The 16,192-nt window shown below is 69.1% G+C and carries 16 protein-coding genes and 1 pseudogene; 10 read left to right on the top strand and 7 right to left on the bottom strand.

Annotated features, from left to right (window positions below; translation table 11 throughout):
- Positions 1-34 precede the first annotated feature (34 nt).
- Positions 35-1,225, bottom strand: a complete 1,191-nt coding sequence (locus tag AB0I89_RS00275; RefSeq protein ID WP_357117658.1) for an LLM class flavin-dependent oxidoreductase — start codon at positions 1,223-1,225, stop codon at positions 35-37.
- A 147-nt stretch (positions 1,226-1,372) separates the two neighbouring features.
- On the opposite strand from AB0I89_RS00275, the gene AB0I89_RS00270 reads away from it, so the two are divergent.
- Genes AB0I89_RS00270 through AB0I89_RS00250 form a run of 5 tightly spaced genes read left to right on the top strand, consistent with a single transcriptional unit; the run spans position 1,373 to position 5,931 of the window.
- A complete protein-coding gene (locus AB0I89_RS00270) occupies positions 1,373-2,338 on the top strand; it encodes an aliphatic sulfonate ABC transporter substrate-binding protein (RefSeq protein WP_357117655.1) in 966 nt (321 codons plus the stop codon).
- The gene (locus tag AB0I89_RS00265; protein ID WP_357117652.1) at positions 2,335-3,165 is read left to right on the top strand and encodes an ABC transporter permease; all 831 of its coding nucleotides are present in this window, start codon (positions 2,335-2,337) and stop codon (positions 3,163-3,165) included. Before AB0I89_RS00270 ends, AB0I89_RS00265 begins: the two co-directional genes overlap by 4 nt.
- Complete coding sequence (locus tag AB0I89_RS00260; protein ID WP_357117649.1) at positions 3,138-3,869, top strand: ABC transporter ATP-binding protein; 732 nt, start codon at positions 3,138-3,140, stop codon at positions 3,867-3,869. Before AB0I89_RS00265 ends, AB0I89_RS00260 begins: the two co-directional genes overlap by 28 nt.
- A 29-nt stretch (positions 3,870-3,898) precedes the next feature.
- Entirely contained in the window at positions 3,899-5,305 is a 1,407-nt protein-coding gene (locus AB0I89_RS00255) for a selenium-binding family protein (protein WP_357117646.1), read from the top strand.
- Entirely contained in the window at positions 5,302-5,931 is a 630-nt protein-coding gene (locus AB0I89_RS00250) for a hypothetical protein (RefSeq protein ID WP_357117643.1), read from the top strand. The genes AB0I89_RS00255 and AB0I89_RS00250 overlap by 4 nt, the downstream gene beginning before the upstream one ends.
- A 92-nt stretch (positions 5,932-6,023) precedes the next feature.
- Here the strand turns inward: AB0I89_RS00250 and AB0I89_RS00245 are convergent, their stop codons facing one another.
- On the bottom strand, positions 6,024-6,875 hold the full coding sequence (locus AB0I89_RS00245) for an alpha/beta hydrolase (protein WP_357117639.1): 852 nt from the start codon (positions 6,873-6,875) through the stop codon (positions 6,024-6,026).
- 168 nt (positions 6,876-7,043) lie between these two features.
- Between AB0I89_RS00245 and AB0I89_RS00240 the strand changes: the two genes are divergently transcribed.
- On the top strand, positions 7,044-7,910 hold the full coding sequence (locus AB0I89_RS00240) for a metallophosphoesterase (RefSeq protein ID WP_357117636.1): 867 nt from the start codon (positions 7,044-7,046) through the stop codon (positions 7,908-7,910).
- A 147-nt stretch (positions 7,911-8,057) separates the two neighbouring features.
- Here the strand turns inward: AB0I89_RS00240 and AB0I89_RS00235 are convergent, their stop codons facing one another.
- A complete protein-coding gene (locus AB0I89_RS00235) occupies positions 8,058-8,546 on the bottom strand; it encodes a MarR family transcriptional regulator (protein WP_357117633.1) in 489 nt (162 codons plus the stop codon).
- A 63-nt stretch (positions 8,547-8,609) separates the two neighbouring features.
- Here AB0I89_RS00235 and AB0I89_RS00230 point away from each other — a divergent pair, with 63 nt between their 5' ends.
- The gene (locus AB0I89_RS00230; RefSeq protein WP_357117631.1) at positions 8,610-8,996 is read left to right on the top strand and encodes a MerR family transcriptional regulator; all 387 of its coding nucleotides are present in this window, start codon (positions 8,610-8,612) and stop codon (positions 8,994-8,996) included.
- A gap of 118 nt (positions 8,997-9,114) precedes the next feature.
- A pseudogene (locus AB0I89_RS00225) lies at positions 9,115-9,288 on the top strand (metallophosphoesterase); the annotation flags it as partial.
- 239 nt (positions 9,289-9,527) lie between these two features.
- On the opposite strand, the gene AB0I89_RS00220 reads toward AB0I89_RS00225, so the two are convergent.
- The 4 genes from AB0I89_RS00220 to AB0I89_RS00205 form a co-directional block, all read right to left on the bottom strand.
- The gene (locus tag AB0I89_RS00220) at positions 9,528-10,739 is read right to left on the bottom strand and encodes a DUF262 domain-containing protein (RefSeq protein ID WP_357117628.1); all 1,212 of its coding nucleotides are present in this window, start codon (positions 10,737-10,739) and stop codon (positions 9,528-9,530) included.
- 92 nt (positions 10,740-10,831) lie between these two features.
- Entirely contained in the window at positions 10,832-11,476 is a 645-nt protein-coding gene (locus AB0I89_RS00215; RefSeq protein ID WP_357117625.1) for a hypothetical protein, read from the bottom strand.
- The gene (locus tag AB0I89_RS00210; protein WP_357117621.1) at positions 11,473-12,672 is read right to left on the bottom strand and encodes an AAA family ATPase; all 1,200 of its coding nucleotides are present in this window, start codon (positions 12,670-12,672) and stop codon (positions 11,473-11,475) included. Before AB0I89_RS00210 ends, AB0I89_RS00215 begins: the two co-directional genes overlap by 4 nt.
- A gap of 9 nt (positions 12,673-12,681) precedes the next feature.
- Positions 12,682-13,287: a hypothetical protein gene (locus AB0I89_RS00205; protein ID WP_357117618.1), complete on the bottom strand. Its 606-nt coding sequence runs from the start codon at positions 13,285-13,287 to the stop codon at positions 12,682-12,684.
- Between the two features lie 836 nt (positions 13,288-14,123).
- Here AB0I89_RS00205 and AB0I89_RS00200 point away from each other — a divergent pair.
- Together AB0I89_RS00200 and AB0I89_RS00195 are read left to right on the top strand one after the other, a co-directional pair.
- Positions 14,124-15,110, top strand: a complete 987-nt coding sequence (locus AB0I89_RS00200; protein WP_357117615.1) for a hypothetical protein — start codon at positions 14,124-14,126, stop codon at positions 15,108-15,110.
- A gap of 221 nt (positions 15,111-15,331) precedes the next feature.
- A complete protein-coding gene (locus tag AB0I89_RS00195) occupies positions 15,332-16,174 on the top strand; it encodes a hypothetical protein (RefSeq protein WP_357117612.1) in 843 nt (280 codons plus the stop codon).
- Positions 16,175-16,192 lie beyond the last annotated feature (18 nt).

Genomic DNA, 16,192 nt, shown 5'->3' with positions numbered 1-16,192 from the left:
GCGGGGCGTCGCTGGGCGCTGGCGCGCCGCCTACTCAACGACCAACGATCGCGGGCTCCGGCGTCGGGCGGGGTGTCGTCGTGCCGGCGAAGGGGATGTCCGGGAGGTCCGCCGCCGAGGGCTGGGCGTCGGGGTGTTGCCACAGGCCGCGCTGGCGCAGGATCGGTAGCACCCCCTCGCCGAACCAGTACGCCTCCTCGAGGTGGGGGTAGCCGGAGAGGATGAACTCGTCGATGCCGAGCGCGTGGTACTCGGCGATCCGGTCGGCGATCTCGCGGTGGCTGCCCACCAGGGCGGTGCCGGCCCCACCGCGTACCAGGCCGACGCCGGCCCACAGGTTGGGTGCGACCTCGAGGCTGTCGCGAGAGCCGCCGTGCAGGTCGAGCATCCGGCGCTGCCCCTCCGACTCGCTGCGACGCAGCCCTTCCTGCACCGCCTTGATGTCGGCCTCGGCGATGCCGTTGAGCAGCCGGCGGGCCTGTGCCCACGCCTCGTCGGCGGTGTCGCGGGCGATGACGTGCAGCCGGATGCCGAAGCGCAGCTCCCGACCGGCCTGGGCGGCCAGGGCCCGTACCCGGTCGATTTTGTCGGCGACCTGGGCCGGCGGCTCGCCCCAGGTGAGGTAGACGTCGCTGTTCCGCACGGCCACGGGCAGGGCGGCGGCGGACGAGCCACCGAAGTAGACCGGCGGCGTGGGGTCGGGCAGCCGGTGCAGTCGCGCCTGCTCGACACGCAGGTGGTCGCCCGCGTGGTCGACGGTCTCCCCCCGCCACAGCGCGCGGACGACGTGCAGGAACTCGTCCGTGCGCGCGTACCGGGCGTCCTTGTCCAGGAAGTCGCCGTACGCCCGCTGCTCGGTCGACTCGCCGCCGGTGACCACGTTGAGCAGCAGTCGGCCCCGGGACAGCCGCTGGAAGGTGGAGGCCATCTGCGCGGCCAGGGTGGGTGAGGTCAGGCCGGGCCGGAACGCCACCAGGAACTTGAGGCGTTCGGTGACCTCGGTGAGCATCGCGGTGCTGAGCCAGGCGTCCTCGCACCACGCGCCGGTCGGGGTGAGCGCGCCGACGAAGCCGAGTTGCTCGGCGGTGCGGGCGATCTGACCCAGGTAGGCCACGCTCGGCGGGCGGGCGCCCCCGGCCGTGCCGGTGGGTACGCCGTGTCCACCGCCGACGACGTCCCGGCTGTCGCCGTTGGTGGGCAGGAACCAGTGGAAGGTGAGGGTCATCGGGACTCTTTCCGTGTGTGCGCGCGGCGCTCCTGAGGGGTGGGACGAACCCGCCGACAGCCTACCCATAAAACCTATCGGGTTAGTAGGCTACCGCCCACGCCGGTCGACGCGGCCCGGCTCATCCGCTCATGTCAAGGAGCCGCCATGCGTACCCCCTCACCTGTTCGTCCCCTGCTCACAGCGGCGTTCACCGCCCTCGTCCTGCTCGCTGCGGGCGGCGTGAGCGCCTGCGGCGGGTCCGCCGACGCCGGTGACGACGGGGGCAAGCTGCGGATCGGCTACCAGCGCTTCGGCGGGCTCAGCCTGGTCAAGGCGCGCGGCGCGGCCGCCGACGTCGAGTGGTCGCTGTTCGAGAGCGGGCCGGCGCTCACCGAGGCGCTCAAGGCCGGGTCGATCGACATCGGACAGGTGGGCGAGGCCCCGCCGGTCTTCGCCGCCGCCGGCAAGATCCCGTTCTCCATCATCGGCACCTCCGCGCCGATCCCGCAGGGTGAGGCCGTGCTGGTCAAGGCCGACAGCGGCTACCGCAGCTTCGCCGACCTCAAGGGCCGGACGGTCGCCCTCAACAAGGGCTCCAACGTGCACTGGCTGCTGGTCCGGCTGCTGGAGGCCAACAGGATGACGCTGCGCGACATCAACGTGAAGTACCTCAAGCCGGCCGAGGGACGGCCCGCCTTCGACAGCGGGCAGGTCGACGCGTGGGTGATCTGGGACCCGTACTTCGCCCTGGCCGAGCAGCCGGGCGTACGGGTGCTCGCCGACGCGACCGGCCTGGCCAGCAACCGCGAGTACGTGCTGGCCGCCCCCGACGCGGTCACCAGGCGCACGGACGACGTCCGGGCGTTCCTGCAGAAGTACCGCGAGGTGACCGACTGGGGCATCGCCAACCCGCAGGAGCGGGCCCGCACCCTCGCGCCGGAGTTGAAGATTCCGGAGGACGTGACCAGCCGCGCCCTGGCCCGCAGCGCCAGGCCGCTCGCCCCGGTCAGCCCGGCCATCGGCGACGAACTCCAGGCGATCACCGACAGCTTCATCGCGCTGGACCTCATCCCGGGACCGGTCGACATCAGGAGCCGGGTGGACGACCGGTTCAGCGCGGTGTTCCAGTGAGTCGTACCCCTCTGCTGGAGACGCCGCCGGAGGTGGCGGCCGAGGCGACGCCCGAAGCGCGCCCCCGGCGGACCCGGCGGTGGCGGCGGCTGCTCAGCCCGGTCGCGCTGGTGCTGGGCTGGGAGCTGGCGGCCCGGACCGGCGTGCTGGCGCCGGAGAAGCTGCCCGCTCCCAGCGACATCCTCGCGACCGGCTGGCGACTGTCCCGCGACGGCACGCTCGCCGTGCACCTGGTGGACTCCCTCACCCGGGCCGGCGCGGGGCTGCTCATCGGCGGCGTGCTGGCACTCCTCCTGGGCACGGTGGCCGGGTTGTTGCGCCTCGGCGACGATCTCGTCGACCCGCCGGTGCAGATGGCCCGCATGTTGCCGCACCTGGGCCTGGTGCCCCTGCTGATCATCTGGGTCGGCATCGGCGAGTCGCTGAAGATCAGCCTGGTGGCGCTCGGCGCGTTCTTCCCCGTCTACTTCAACACGTACGCCGGCATTCGGGACATCGACGAGCGGCTGGTGGAGGCCGCCCGGGCCTGCGGGCTCGGGCCGGCCGCCCGGCTGCGTCACGTGGTGCTGCCCGGGGCGCTGCCGTCGCTCTTTCTCGGCCTGCGCCTCGCGATCGGCGCGGCCTGGCTCAGCCTCGTGGTCGGCGAACAGGTCAACGCCCAGACCGGCATCGGCTTCCTGATGATGGAGGCCCGCGAGTTCAGCCAGACCGACGTGGTGCTCCTCGGCCTGCTCGTCTACGCGCTGCTCGGGCTGATATCCGACCTTGCCCTACGCGTGGCGGAGAGGAGGATGTTGACATGGCGACGCGGACTGCGAGCCACCTGATCGGCGCGACCCCGGTGCTGACCGCGACTGCGATCCGCCGGTCCTTCGGGCCGACGGTCGTGCTGGCCGGGGTCGACCTGCGCATCGCCCGGGGCGAAGTCGTGGCCCTGCTCGGCGGCAGCGGTTCGGGCAAGAGCACTCTCCTGCGCATCCTCGCCGGCCTGGACGGTGAGGCGACAGGTGAGACCGCCGTGCACGGCACCGCCGCCGTGGTCTTCCAGGAGCACCGGCTCCTGCCCTGGAAGCGGGTGGCGGCCAACGTCGGGCTCGGCCTGACCGGCCCGGACACCGCCGGCCGCATCGAGCGGGCGTTGACCGAGGTCGGGTTGGCCGAGCGGCACCGGGCCTGGCCGGCCGAGCTGTCCGGCGGGCAGGCACAGCGGGTCGCCGTCGCCCGGGCGCTGGTCCGCGAACCGGACCTGCTGCTGCTCGACGAGCCGTTCGGCGCTCTCGACGCGCTCACCCGGCTGCGGATGCAGGTGCTGCTGCGCCGGCTGCGCGCCGAACACGGCTTCGCCGCCCTGCTGGTCACCCACGACGTGGAGGAGGCGCTGCTGCTCGCCGATCGGATCCTACTCCTCGACGAGGGACGCATCGCCGCGGACCTGCCCGTCGACCTGGCCCCCACCCGCACGCCGGACGACCCGGGCTTCGGCGCGCTGCGCCGTCTCCTGCTCGACCGGCTCGGCGTTCCCACCACCTGAGGCCCACCACCTGACGAAGCGGAGATGCGATGACCCGCTGGACGCCCGACCCCACCTTCTACCCGTCACCCCGCGAGGCGGCCACCGCGCCGGCCGAGAAGCTCGCCTACGTGGCGGCCTTCGACCGTACGGCGAGCCGCCCGGACGCCATCGTGGTGCTCGACACGGACCCGGACTCCCCCGACTACGGCCGGGTGGTCGGCTGGACCGACCTGCCGCACCTCGGCGACGAGCTGCACCACTTCGGCTGGAACGCGTGCAGCAGCGCGCTCTGCCCGACCGCCCCGCACCCGCACGTGGAGCGGCGCTACCTGATCGTGCCGGGCCTGCGCTCCTCGCGTATCCACGTGATCGACACCCAACCCGATCCCCGCCAGCCGCAGGTGGTCAAGGTGATCGGCCCGGAGGAGCTGGCGAAACGGGCCGGCTACTCCCGGCCGCACACGGTGCACTGTGGCCCGGACGGCATCTACCTGTCCGCGCTCGGCGGCGCGGACGGCGAGGAGGGTCCGGGTGGCGTCGCGATCCTCGACCACACCACCTTCGAGGTACGCGGGGCGTGGGAGGCCGACCGGGGGCCGCAGTTCCTCGCGTACGACGTGTGGTGGCACCTCAACCAGGACGTGCTGGTCACCAGCGAGTGGGGCACCCCGTCGATGATCGAGGACGGCATCATCGGGGAGCTGCTGCTGGGCCGCCGCTACGGTCACGCCATCCACTTCTGGGATCTCGCCAAGCGCCGGCACGTGCAGCGGGTCGACCTGGGCGATCAGTACCAGATGCCGCTGGAGCTGCGCCCGGCGCACGATCCGACGAAGTCGTACGGGTTCGTGGGGGTGGTGATCAGCGTCGAGGACCTGTCCGCCTCGGTGTGGCTGTGGCACCGCGACGGGGACGCCTGGGCGGTCACCAAGGTGATCGACATCCCGGCCGAGCCGGCCGACCCGGCGGACCTGCCCGACCTGCTCAAGCCGTTCGGCGCGGTGCCGCCACTGGTGACCGACATCGACCTGTCCGTCGACGACCGGTTCCTCTACGTGTCGTGCTGGGGCACCGGCGAGCTACGCCAGTACGACGTCAGCGACCCGCTGCACCCGGTGCAGACCGGCTCGGTGCACCTCGGCGGCATCGTCCGTCGTACCGCTCACCCGTCCGCCCCGGACGAGGCCCTCGCGGGCGGCCCGCAGATGGTGGAGGTGAGCCGGGACGGCCGGCGGGTCTACGTCAGCAACTCCCTCTACGGCGCGTGGGACGACCAGTTCTACCCCGACGGGGTGGGCGCGTGGCTCGCCAAGCTCGACGTGGACGTCGAAGCCGGCGGGCTCACCCCCGACGAGCGGTTCTTTCCGCACGGCGACGAGTTCCGGGGGCTGCGCGTGCACCAGACGCGCCTACAGGGCGGGGACGCGTCCTCCGACTCGTACTGCTTCCCGTGACCGTCGGGACCCTGGTGACGCTCGCCGCGCTCGGCGCGTTCCACGGACTGAACCCGGCGATGGGCTGGCTGTTCGCGGTGGCGCGGGGCCTTCAGGAGCGCAGCCGTTCGGCGCTGCTGGGGGCCCTGCCACCGATCGCGGCCGGGCACCTGGCCTCGGTGGGGATCGTCGCCGCCCTGGTCACGGCGACCCGCTCGGTGACGGCGAGCACCGTCCTGACGGTGGTCGGCGGGGTGCTGCTGGTCGGCTTCGGACTGTGGCGGCTGCTCTCCGAGCGGCACTTCCGCTGGGCGGGCATGCGCCTGTCGGCGGCACAGCTCGCCGGCTGGTCGTTCCTCATGTCGTCGGCGCACGGCGCGGGGCTGATGCTGCTGCCGGTGCTGGTGGCCGAGCCGGTGTCCGGGGGCCATTCCGGGCACCTGGCCGCCGCGCCGATGGGCGCGCTGCCCGGGTTGGCCGCCGCGGGCGTGCACACCGTGGCGATGTTCGGCACCGCCCTGGTCGTGGCGGTGCTGGTCTACGAGGTGCTCGGGGTGGGGGTGCTCCGCAAGGCGTGGTTCAACGTCGACCGACTCTGGGCCGGCGTGCTGGTGGCGGCGGGGCTGGTGACGCTGATCCGGGCGTGACCGACGCCGACACCCGGCCCCGGTGCGAAACCCTGGGGCCGGGTGCCACAGCGCCGTTACGGCGCTGGCGTCCGATCGGCTACCGATTCGGTTCAGGCGCGCGCCTTGGCGGGCTGCTTCATGAAGTCCATGATCGCCTTGTTGACCTCGTCGGCGTGCGTCCACGGGATACCGTGCGGCGCGCCCTTGAGCGTGACGAGCGTGCCGGTCGGCATCATCGGGCCGAGCCGCTGACCGGTCACCGGGTACGGCAGCACCCGGTCCTGGTCACCCTGCACGATCAACACCGGAATGTCGATCTTCGGCAGGTCCTGGCGGAAGTCCTCCTGCCAGGAGTCCACACTGTCGTGGGTGGCCTTGCCGGAGGCCATCGCACCGATCTGCCAGTGCGCCCGGTACGCCTCTTCGCTGACCCGCTTGCCCATGTTCTGGTCCGGGTTGAAGAACGCGTCGCAGAAGGACGTCAGGTAGGCGAAGCGGTCCTTGATGATGGCGTCCTGGAAGCCCTTGAAGAGCTTCCGGTCGACGCCCTCGGGGTTGTCGTCCGCCTTGGCCAGCATCGGTTGCAGCGGGCTCAGCACCACGGCCCGGCTCACCCGCTGGGAACCGTAGTTGCCCAGGTAGCGAATCACCTCGCCGGTGCCCATCGAGTGCCCCACCAGGGTCACGTCGCTGAGGTCCAGCTCGGTCATCAGCACGTCGAGATCCGCCGCGAACGTGTTGTAGTCGTACCCGAACGCCGGCTGCGCCGAGTTTCCGTAACCGCGACGGTCGTAGGTGATCGTCCGGTATCCGGCGTTCAGCAGCGCCCTGGTCTCCTTCTCCCACGTTGCCCCGTTGAACGGGAAGCCGTGGATCAGCACCACCGGCTTACCGGAACCGTGGTCCTCGTAGTACAGGTCGATGGGTGCGGAGTTTTCCGTCCCCACGGTGATGAAAGGCATGTTTCGTCTCCTGCTCCGGTTTCGGGCTCTCGGACGCCCCGCGCTTTCCCGCCGGGTCACCGGATATGCCGGCCAGCCGGCACGTCCCGTGGTAGCCCACGGCGAGCGGAGGAGAACACGAGCGGATCGGAGTGTGCCGATCGGGCCACCGCCGCCTAGCCTCAAGGCGTGAGCGCTTCCCCCCGGCTGCGGGCCGTCAGCGACCTGCACATCAGCTACGCGGAGAACCGCGCCTTCGTCGAAGACCTGCGCCCGGACCACCCCGGCGACTGGCTGCTCGTCGCCGGCGACGTGGCCGACCGGTTCGCCGACATCGAGTGGGCGCTCGAGCTGCTGAGTAGCCGCTTCGCGAAGGTCGTCTGGGCACCGGGCAACCACGAGCTGTGGACGCCGCCCGGCGACCCCCAGCATCTGCGCGGCGAGACCCGCTACCGCGAGCTGGTGGCGATGTGCCGCCGCCTGGGCGTCGTCACGCCCGAGGACCCGTATCCGGTCTGGGACGGCGAGGGCGGCCCCGCCACCATCGCCCCGCTCTTCGTGCTCTACGACTACACGTTCCGGGTGCCCCAGGCGAGCACCAAACAGGAGTCGCTGGACATCGCGTACGCGGCCGGCGTGGTTTGCACGGACGAGGCGCTGCTGCACCCCGACCCGTACCCGAGCCGCGAGGCCTGGTGCGACGCCCGCGTCACCGAGACCGAGCGCCGGCTCACCGACCGCGACCCGGACCTGCCGACCGTGCTGGTCAACCACTACCCGCTGGTGCGCGAACCCACCGACATCCTGTGGTTCCCGGAGTTCGCCCAGTGGTGCGGCACCGTCCGCACCCGCGACTGGCACCTGCGCTTCGGCGCGTCCACGATGGTCTACGGGCACCTGCACATCCCCCGCACGACCTTCTACGACGGCGTGCGCTTCGAGGAGGTGTCGCTCGGCTACCCCCGCGAGTGGCGGCGACGCGGCCCGGTCCCGAACCCGGTCCGCACCATCAACCCCGCCGACGACGTACGCCGCCGCGAATCCGTCACCGGGTAAGCCCCACCAGCGTCGCCAGCCGCGCCACGCCGGCCGGCGCCGGCTTGGCACGGGCGACATCGGCGATGAGGGTACGCGCCAGAGGCCGCCCCCGAACCTCAGCCGGCGCGATGGCCAGGGCAGGCCCGAGTACTTCTCACGCAAGTCTCAGGCTTCCGCCTCTGGCACCGGGGTGGTGTTGGCGATGAGTTTCTGCAGCACCGTCAGCGCCGCGACGTAGTCCGCGTCATCGATACCTCGATGGATCAGCGAACGGATCTCGGGAGCTGACTGCCCCATCTGCAGTCGAGCTGCCTCGCCGGCGTCGGTGAGTCGTAGGTTGCCGTCGTCATCCGCGTGGACCCATCCTCGGCTGACGAGCACCTCGGCTTCGCTCGCGAGGTCGTCGTCGGGGCGGATGTACTCGGTCATGGCTTGCTGAAGTTGGGAAATGGTCCTGGTTGCGCCGTCATGAGGCGCGAGGTCGTGAGGAGACAGGTGGCGCAGGATCCAGAACTGCGGCTGCGTGAAGCCGCGCTTGGCCTGCTCGTCCCGGGTGAACCGGACGATGGATTCGTACGCCAACCGCGTCCAGTACGCGGCCACCTGGTTGGCGTCGGCCTGCATCGGGGCATCACTGCTTCCTGGGATCTGCATACGGCTGATGCTGGGGGTTCAAGGACTGTTGAAGTCAAGAGGGTGTTGCAGCATGTTGGGGACATGACCGTCAGTCCGCAGGCCCCGACATCTTTCGTGTTCACCGTCAAAGACGTTGCACACGCGAGCCACGTCGCTCCGTCGGCGGTGCGCTTCTACGAAGAACAAGGTCTGATCCAAGCGCGCCGAACCACTGGAAACCAGCGCCGGTTCGACGAGAACGCGGCCTGTCGCATCCGGTTCGCCCGACTCGCTCAGCGGGTCGGGCTGACAGTTCGGGAGATCGCCACCATCTTCCAGGCTTTACCCGAGAAGCCGTCGGCGCAGGACTGGGCGCGGGTCTCCGACTCGCTGGTCGCCGAGGCCGAAGCCCGCGTGGCGCACCTGCGCCACGACCTCGACGCCCTCCAGACCGTCACCACCAGGTGCACTGCCGGAGTCCTACGGTGAGGAACGGGGCGGTCCTCCTGCTACCGGCAGCGGCACGCCGATCGATCAACAACAATCAAGCACACCCTTGGACACGATGCCACGCTCGCCTGGTCGCGCGAGCGTCGGCGCGTTCACGATGACCTACGGGCACCTGCGTATCCCCCGCACGACCTTCTACGACGGCGTCCGCTTCGAGGAGGTGTCGCTCGGCTACCCCCGCGAGTGGCGGCGACGCGGCCCAACGCCGAACCCGGTCCGCACCATCAACCCCACCGACGACGTGCGCCGCCGCGCGTCCGTCGCCGAATAAGCCCCACCAGCGTCGCCAGCCGCGCCACGCCGGCCGGCGCCGGCATGGCACGGGCAACCTCGGCGATGAGAGTATGCGCCAGAGGCCGCCCCCGAACCTCACCCGGCGCGACACCCGAACCAACTGCGCGCCTAGCGCGCGTGCTGATTGGTTAACCGACCAGGGTGAGCCCTTCGACCATAAACCCCACGGACGACCCGCGTAGGCGTGCGTCCGTCATCGGGTAACGCCCTACTCGACTACGCGCCGGCTGTCCGGAACATCTCATCAATAGCGGAGAATCTGCGCCGAACTTTCGCCGGATCACCCGTGCCCTGCGAGATAGCCGACATGAAGTCGACGTCCGACATGAGGCTGAGGAATTGCTTTTCGACCCGCCGGTAGCGCTTGACAAGGACGGCGATCTCCGGATCACCAAGGGTGGCGAGGTTGACCGCGATGGCCTCGAACAACGCCTTATTGATGGGGAATCGCCGGCTACCGCCCTTGCGATCGACCTTACGGAAGGCCCAGCCACCGAAGATATCATACGCAGCATTCAAGGCCTTATCGAACTCTTCCCGCAGCACCTGAACCTCTGTCGGGCCCAGCCGATCGAGCGTTCGCATGGACTTACGCAGGAAAGCGTCGAAATCGTCCTCGCTGTAGGTGAATGGATCCGTTAGCCGGAACGCGAGGAACCGTAGGATCATCTCCCGATCAGCCATCCGGTCGCTGCGCACGCCGTAGCCGGTCGCCTCCTTGAACAACTCGGAGTCCGCCCACTGTCGGAGGATGTCGCGCCCAGCACCCGGCATCAGGGCGTGTCGCAGTTCCTGACGCGTCAGCGGTAGTCCACCGGTATTGAGCCGAGCGAAGATGTTGAACTTGACTTCCTCGGGAGTGTCCCGGCGAATGACATGAACGATCAGCTCGGTCTCCCGCAGCCGCTCCTGGAGCCGGTCGGGCAGGTCGGCGAACGTCGCCTGGTCGTAGTCGTGGCCGAGGTATTCCAGGTCACGCAGGCGCAGAGGTTCGGCACCGATCGCCTCGGGCTCGATGAACTCGGCGATCGTCGTAAGCCGCTGAATGCCGTCGACCATTGCCCAGACCTCGTCATCATTCTCCGCCGCGTAGAAGGTCGGCAGGGGAATCCGCAGCAACAGCGATTCGATGAGGCGGCTCTTCTGTTTGCTTCGCCAGATTCCAGCTTGGCGCTGGAAGTCGGGTTGCAGGTCGACCCGGTGAGTGCGGATGCGGGACAGCAGGAGGTCCACCGTTGTGTTCTTGGTTATTACGTCGATCAGCTCGGGATCGAACGGAGCCCGGATGAAGTGGTCGGAGTCGTGGTCCTCGCCGTCGACGATGTTTTCTTCCTCGACGCCGCTTGAGTGGCCCGAGGAGTCCGGCTCCTCCGTCGCGATCTCGTGGTCAGCCAACTCCTCATCAACCATCTCGGTCGACTCCGTCATCCGTCACCTCTACTCATCGCGTGGCCCCAGTCCCACGGCACACTAGGGGCGTCCTTGAATGAGCGCGACGCTATGTCGGATAACAGACTCGCCTACAGGGAGTCAACAACGTCGAGGAAGGCGAGCCAGCTCTTGCTGCGGGCGAACCAGGGTGGTGCGAGCTGTCCGAGAGCAACGATCCGATCGGCGATCTGCACGCTATCTGCCTCGCAGTAGGTACGGAATGTCGACTTCCTCGCGCCCGCCGGGGTGAGCGCACGTGTCAACTCCTGCTTGGCGTCGCGGATCTGGCCGACGTCCCTGCCCTCGTACGACGAGAGTGGCCGCCACCCTGCGCAGACCTGACGGACCGCTTCGGGGAAGAGGAACCACCAGGTCTCGATCTCCCACGCTGGCACGACCGGATACACCGGCCAGGGCAGCGAGCGAAAAGTTTGCTCGATCTTTCGGCCGACCGCCTCATGGGCCGGCTCGACCTCGTCGGCGTCCTCGTGCATGAGGACAGCGCGGATGGGCGTCGAGACCGCGAAGGCCTTGAGCACGCCCCGGACCTTTTCAGCATGTCTTGGTAGCCGGTCCGGCGGTACATTGCGCACCAGCGCAGGAGGAACTCGCAGCGGCTTCAGACCACCCCGCCCGATGTCGCGACGGAGTGCGGCCACGAGGATGCGGATCGCCTGCCGGTCGTTGTCATCCTCACCGAGTACGACGACAACCGGACGCGGTCGCTGCTTCATTCCAGGCCCCCACCGAGCGCGCCGGAGAACCATAGCTCGCCCAAACCAATCTCACCCCGCAGTTCCCGCTCCATCGCTCGAACGGTGTCGGGGTCGATGGCCGGGATGTGGGACGAGGAGTCCTCGCCCCGCTCGCAGACGATGAGCTCATCTGGCTTGAGCCGGTTGACCAGCGCCGGTGAGTGCGTGGCGATTAGAAACTGCGTCTGGTCAGAGGCTTGTCGCAGCAACTCCACTATGCGGTCCAGGATGTGCGGGTGCAGTCCGTGGTCGATTTCCTCAATGCAAGTGAGCTGCGGTGGCGCCGGGTCATACAGCAGCGCCAGGAGTGCCAGAGCACGAATCGAGCCGAAGGACGCCTCCCGCAACCGGGTGGACCCACGTAGCCCCGCCTCAACCAAATTGAGCACGACTCCGCTACCGGCCCCGCCAATGGGTGTGAACTCCAGGCTCTCCACGCCGGGGATGAAGGCGCGCACGTCACGGTGTAGCTCGGCAAAGCGGTCGGGGTGGTTCCGGGCGAGGTAGAACAAGAACGCGGCGAGATTGCTCGCATCGTCGGACAGCCGGTCGCTGATTTCCTCCTGCGCTGGTTGACGCGCGGCTGCGACATCTACATCGAAAACGCGGAAACTGGCAAATAGGTCGGCGAGAGCTTCCACCCGCTCGCCGCCACGCTCGGGGCTGAGCCGAGGCAGCAGGGACAGGCCTAGCGACTCCTCCCGAACGTTCACGCTGTCCGCGTCGGCACCATGGAACTGGATACGTCCTCCGGTAATACTGATGTGCCGAGCCTCCCCCGTTCCCTCGGTCAGCCAGAAGTCTTCCTTCCGTCGGATGGTCGAGCGACGGGGGTCAACGGGTGACCGGACGGAGGTGAAGGAGAGCGCGTAGGCGTTGGCCCCTTCACCCGTGGGTCCGCTGGTCGTCTCCACCTCGATTCGGACCGGGCTGTTGGCGTCGGGGTCCCCGCGGAAATGAAGCCGTGCGAAACCCCCACGCTTCGCGAGAGCAGGTTCCAGATCGCCCCGAGTAGCGTCGCCGAGGAACGCGATCACGTCGAGCAAGTTCGACTTGCCCGCTCCGTTGGGTCCGACTAGGACGTTCAGCGGAGCGAGGTGAACCTCGACCGCCCGCAGGCTGCGAAAATTCTCCACCGCGAGCCTGCGGAGAAACAGCGAGTGCCGGTCAGTCACGGACGCAGCCTACCGCGTAGATGGAACGCCACACTCCGCCACACCAATCGCGGCTGGCGGGCAAACTTCAGATTGTCCTTCCCGGCTGGACCCGCTGCCTCGTCGGCAGAGTTGATCTTCACCAACCTCGGCTCCATCGTTAGCGAGTGAGGCCGAGGAGCGTCGCCAGTCGTGCCAGGCCGGGCGGTGCCGGCTTCGTACGGGCAAGATCAGCGATGCGAGTACACACCAGAACCGCCCCCGAACCTCAGCCGGCGCGACACTGTCCGCGTCGACCAACGCCAGCGCCGCCCCGCGCAGGTAGGCGCCCTGATACTCGGCCGGCAGCCGCCGCCACACCTCCCGTCGAACGACCGTCACATGCCGGGCCAGTGCGCCGTCGGTGTCACCCCGCTGCGCCGCGAGGAGCACCCGCGCCATCTCCACGGTGACCGGCCCGAAGCTGGTGCCATGCAGGTCGTCGTACCCCCTGAGGTCGGCGGCAACGCCGACGGCCCGGTCGATCAGCTCGGCGGCGCGGCGGTGCTCGCCGCAGCCCGCGGCAGCGAGGGCGGCCTGGACCACCAACGTTCCACCCACCGCCCACGCTCGACGCTGCTCCCGGCGAGGCTGCACGGGCAAGGCCGACCTTGGGAACTGCCACTTTGGACAGTAACGCCGCCATCGTCGCCCGATTCATAGGAAACATACGCCGGACTTCGCGGCAGGATTCCCAACAGTTCTTGATCACGGCATGGAGATGACCGTGGAACTTCAGCAGATCTCCGACCGCGTCAACACACGAACTACCGATGGCGCGATCAGCGCCCTGCCGCTCAGTCACTCCCCGTACACACTGATGGCATCGGCGATGGACGCTCATGGCCGCAGGTAGTCGTCGAGGCGACGTGTTCGGGACTGTTCCGGACAGCTCAGACCCTTCCCCGCATCACCCGTCGCCGGCCAGGCTTACCGCCAGAACACTTACGCGGCGTGGTGCTCGGGAGCACCACGCGCGCGGTTCTACCGCGACTCAGGACGTGTTTTCGGAGGTTGGCACCGGAGGGCAGTTGGCTGCACACACTGACTGACCACGCGGCCGGATTACCGCACCTGCCAACCGCCGTAGCCGGTCCATCCGCCCTTGATGACCCCACCGCCTGAGCATCGACCGTCACCGAAGAAAACGGCACGCTACGGGCCGGATCAGAGCATGACCAACCCGCAGTCCTTACCGCTGTTCCTGGTCTGGAAACTGCGGGGCTCCGATCGCGTTGGGCAGGCCAGCGCGAGTGATGTAGGGAGGCTTTGTGCTGAAGGAGAAATGGGGCCGGCTCCGCCGGTCAGCGGTGGCGATTGGGTTGATCGCCGCACTTGCGACACCGGTCGTGGTTCTGCCAGCCAATCCGGCAAACGCCGCGTCCACAGTGGTGTGTGTCGGCGATGGTGTCAGCGGGCGCCGGGTCCAACTCGTGTACGTCCGCCCGACCGGCGGCACCAACCGCTATCCCGAGATGGATCCGAAAATCCAGGATTGGGCGACGAAGATCGACGCGGCATATCTGGAGGCCGCACAGCGCGGCGGCGGTGTGCGCCACGTCATTTTCGTCCATTCTGTTGCCTGCAACCCGATTGTCGCGTATGTCGAGGTGCCGGCCAGCGAGATCAACAACCCCGAGAAGGTGGCCGCCGCGATGAAGGCTCGCGGCTACAACCGGACTGACCGGATCTACCTCACGTTCTACCAGGGCACCCACGAGTGCGGGTTGGGCTGGAACGACGCCGGTGGCAGCGACAGCCCGAGCTCGGGCAGTCCCTACAACTCCGGGCCCGGCTGGGCGATGATCGACGAGGGCTGCTGGGCCTGGAACAACGCCGGGCACGAACTGCTGCACGCGATGGGCGCGGTCCAGGCGAGCGCACCGCATGCCACCGCGTTCGGTCACTGCTGGGACGACCAGGACATCCTCTGCTACGACGACGGCGGGCTGCCGTCGGGAGGCCTGAAGAACGAGTGCCCGAGCGCGGTCGGCGACATCATCGACTGCAACAATGACGACTACTTCAACTACGCCCCGGCGGCCGGCACCTACTTGGCCAGCCACTGGAACGTCGCCAACAGCTACTACCTGACCGGCTTCGGACCGGGCGCCCCCGTCTACACGGGGACCAAGACGGTCGCCACCGCACGGGCCGGCGCTAATGCCTACGTGACGAAGTACCAGCTTCCGGACGGCCGGTGGACCCTCAAGGCCAAGGTAGTCACCAACACGAGCAGTCCGTTCTACTCCGCCGTCCTCGCCGTACGCACACCCTCCGGGGTGCGCTACATCCCGCCGTCGGGCGTTCCCCGGGGGAGCGCAGAGTACGTGACGGTAGAGGCGAACACCTCCGTTGAGGTCAAGCTGTGCGAGGGCAACGCCGCAGCAAAGGGCGGCTGCACCGCAACCTGGTGGTGACAGTGCCGCCGCCTCGGCGGCCGCAGTCCGGATCCGTCGTCTGGGCGTAAGCCAGGCGGCGACGACACCAGAGAGCACGCCCGTGGCCCGGGTCGACAACGTTCCGGGCCACTGGCGTGCCGCCCGTTCCTGCCACACGCCAGCGTGCCGGCATTCCGGAAAATCGACTCGGTTCCAGCCGCGGGCGCCACGTCTGGGATCCGCCTGTATAACCTGTGCGGATGCCTTCAGCGAAGCAGCTTCTGCTGCTCGTCGGGGCCGCGCTGCTCGCCGTCGTGGGCGCGCTGTTCGGATCCCCCTGGGCGACCGGGGCCGGCGTCGTCGTCGTGCTGAGCGTTCTTGCCGTCCACCCCGCGGTGACCGGTCCCGCGGTGCCTCGGTCGACACGTCTGCTGCTGCAGGGTGGCCTGCTTCTCCTCACCCTCGCGGGCGTCGTGCAGATGTGGGGATGGGCGGCCTCGTCATTCGCCGACGCTCCGCCGAGCGCGAGCGAGCTGATCGCGCTGGTGACCGACCCGGTACGGCAGCGGACGCAGTTCCTGCGACAGCTGGCCGTGGCAAGTTGTCTGATCCTGGCCTGCGCCTGCTTCGGCATCGCTGTCGGGCGGCTGCCGCGGGATCGGCTACGCCGGATCGGCCGGGCCGCGCCGGCCGTGGGCGTGCTCACGCTGGTCACCCTGGCATTCGTCGCCCTCCTCCCGTCGGGGCTGACCGCCCTGCTCGGCTCGTTCACCAATGTGGCCGTGGCGGTGTTGCTCGTGCTCGGGGGGTATGCCTGGGTCGTGAGCCGCGCGGTCCGGCGCCATGACACCGGCCCGATCGCCGTAATAGGTGCCACGCTGCTGGCCGCGGTGGCCTGGCTCGCGGTGGACGATGCCTTGCGGAGTCGGCCGGAGCCGCGCGGCAGCGACGCCTTCCACCAGCCGGGCGTCAGTGTGTCCGTGGCGGTCGAGACCGGGCCCGACGTTGAGACCGCCGTCGCCGTCGCGGCGCTGCTGCTCGGAGCCGCCCTGACCGTGCTGGCCTGCGCGAGGCTCAGCACGACCCACAGCGAGACGCGCTGAGCCGGATCGGGTGACTGT

Source organism: Micromonospora sp. NPDC049801, from assembly GCF_040656575.1.
Classification (GTDB): Bacteria; Actinomycetota; Actinomycetes; order Mycobacteriales; family Micromonosporaceae; genus Micromonospora.
The sequence above is the reverse complement of the archived record's forward strand: the minus strand, read 5'-3'. Positions and strand labels throughout refer to the sequence as shown.